Source organism: Pseudonocardia sp. SID8383 (assembly GCF_009864975.1).
Lineage (GTDB): Bacteria > Actinomycetota > Actinomycetes > Mycobacteriales > Pseudonocardiaceae > Pseudonocardia > Pseudonocardia alni.
Map to the genome: position 1 here is coordinate 1 of NZ_WWFY01001252.1, position 1,955 is coordinate 1,955.

At 75.9% G+C, this 1,955-nt stretch carries 3 protein-coding genes; 2 read left to right on the forward strand and 1 reads right to left on the reverse strand.

What is annotated here, in order from left to right:
- The first annotated feature begins 121 nt into the window (after nt 1-121).
- Complete coding sequence (locus GTW08_RS30745; RefSeq protein ID WP_073575300.1) at nt 122-796, forward strand: response regulator; 675 nt, start codon at nt 122-124, stop codon at nt 794-796.
- 7 nt (nt 797-803) lie between these two features.
- On the opposite strand, the gene GTW08_RS30750 is transcribed toward GTW08_RS30745, so the two are convergent.
- Nucleotides 804-1,598: a potassium channel family protein gene (locus tag GTW08_RS30750; RefSeq protein ID WP_083658231.1), complete on the reverse strand. Its 795-nt coding sequence runs from the start codon at nt 1,596-1,598 to the stop codon at nt 804-806.
- 112 nt (nt 1,599-1,710) lie between these two features.
- Here GTW08_RS30750 and GTW08_RS30755 point away from each other — a divergent pair.
- On the forward strand, nt 1,711-1,955 hold a 245-nt coding region (locus GTW08_RS30755; protein WP_346010001.1), incomplete at its 3' end, for a LysR substrate-binding domain-containing protein.

A 1,955-nucleotide genomic window follows, 5' to 3' on the forward strand; every position in this document is an offset into this window, starting at 1 on the left:
CGGCGGCCGGGCAGGGGCTGCGGGGGCTGGCCGAGCGGGCGACGCTCGTCGGGGGCCGGCTGGACCACGGCCCGACCCCGGACGGGGGGTGGCGGACCGGGATGCGGCTACCGTGGCCGTCGTGACCGCCTCCGACCCCGTCGCGGTGCTCATCGTCGACGACGACCCGGTCGTCCGCTTCGGACTGTCGATGATGCTGCGCGGCGCCGACGGCCTGACCGTGGTCGCCGAGGCCGGGGACGGTGCCGAGGGGGTCGCGCTGGCCGAGCGGCACCGGCCCGACGTCGTGCTGATGGACATCCGGATGCCGGGCACCGACGGGCTCACCGCCACCGAGACGCTGCGCCGCCGCCCCGGCGCGCCGCAGGTCGTCGTGCTCACCACCTTCGACGCCGACGCCCACGTGCTGCGCGCGCTGCGGGCCGGCGCCGCCGGGTTCCTGCTGAAGGACACCCCGCCCGACGAACTCGTGCTCGCCGTCCGGCACGCCGCCGCGGGCCGTCCGGTGCTCTCGCCGGAGGTGACCCGCCGGCTCATCGACCGGGTCGCCGAGACCGACCGGGACAGCACCCGGGCCGCGGCCCGGCGACGGCTGGAGTGCCTCGCCGAGCGGGAGCGCACCATCGCCCTCGATCTCGGCGCGGGCCGGTCCAACGCCGAGATCGCCGCCCGTCACCACATCAGTGTGGCGACGGTGAAGACCCATGTCTCGGCGATCCTGACCAAGCTGGACCTGAACAACCGGGTCCAGGTGGCGCTGCTGGTGCACGACGCCGGGTTGTCCCCGCCGGTCTGACGCGGCGTCAGCCGGGCGGCTGGCCGGGGGCCGCCTCCAGCTCGTCGAGGCGGGAGCGCAGCCGACGGAGCTCGGCGAGGAGTTCGGCCCAGGTGGCCGGGTCGGGGGCGCCCGGCCCGGCGGGGTCGGGCTCGTCGTGGCGGGCGGCCTCCGTACGGGACCGCTCGATCTGCTCGGTGAACCAGCTGGCGATGGTCGCGGTCACGGTGCCCAGCACGGCGATCCCGGCGATCATCAGGCCGGCCGCGACGAGCCTGCCCTCGGTCGTCACCGGGTAGCGGTCGCCGTAGCCGACGGTCGTGATCGTGGTCAGGACCCACCACAGGGCGTCGGCGAAGGTCGTGATCGTTGCGTCGGGCACGTCGCGTTCGGCCTGGTAGACGCCGAGCGCCGCGACGAACCCCAGCAGCGACACGGTGACGACGAGGTAGGCGCTCACCCGGCCGCGCAGGTCGTCCCGCAGCGTCCGGGTCAGCACCGACACCGCGCCGACGAGCCGGACCAGGCGCAGGAACCGCAGGAACGGGGCGAGCAGGACCAGGACGTCGAGCGGGTTGTCGAGCAGGAACCGCCACCGGTCGCGGGCCAGCGACAGCCGGACCGCGACGTCGGCGACGAACACCGCCCAGAGCACCCACAGGAGGGTCTCCAGGGTCCGCCACGCCGGCGACCCGGTGCGGGTCAGCAGCACCTCGCAGGCGTAGAGCAGCAGGAACCCGGCGGAGAGCACCGTCAGACCGACATCGGTCCGTGCTTCCCACGCCCGCAGGCGCGGTTCCGGTCCGGGCGCGGCACGCGTCATGGGCGGAGACTACGAGGCCGGGACACCGCGGGGCGGTCCGAACCGGAACGCCGGGTGCGACCGCCCGCGGGTCGCGCGGGCGGCGAACCCGTCCAGGAGGCTCGACGTCGCCGTGCTGGGGTTTCCGCACGCCCCGCCCGACGACCTCGACGGACGGGTGCTGGTCGAGTCCCCACTGGTCGCGGCGGTGGCGGCGGACGACCCGTTCGCCGGTCGGGCCGCGGTGACCCTGGACGAGCTCGCGGCCCGGGCGCTGATCTGCCTGCCCCGCGGGCACGGCCTGCGCGCCGCGCTGGACGCGGCACTGGCGGCCCGGTCGCTCACCGCCCGGGTGGGGTTCGAGTCCGGCGCGATGAC

Coding starts and splice junctions, on each gene's coding strand:
- GTW08_RS30750 (WP_083658231.1), bottom strand. CDS start 1,598: ATGACGCGTGCCGCGCCCGGACCGGAACCGCGCCTGCGGGCGTGGGAA.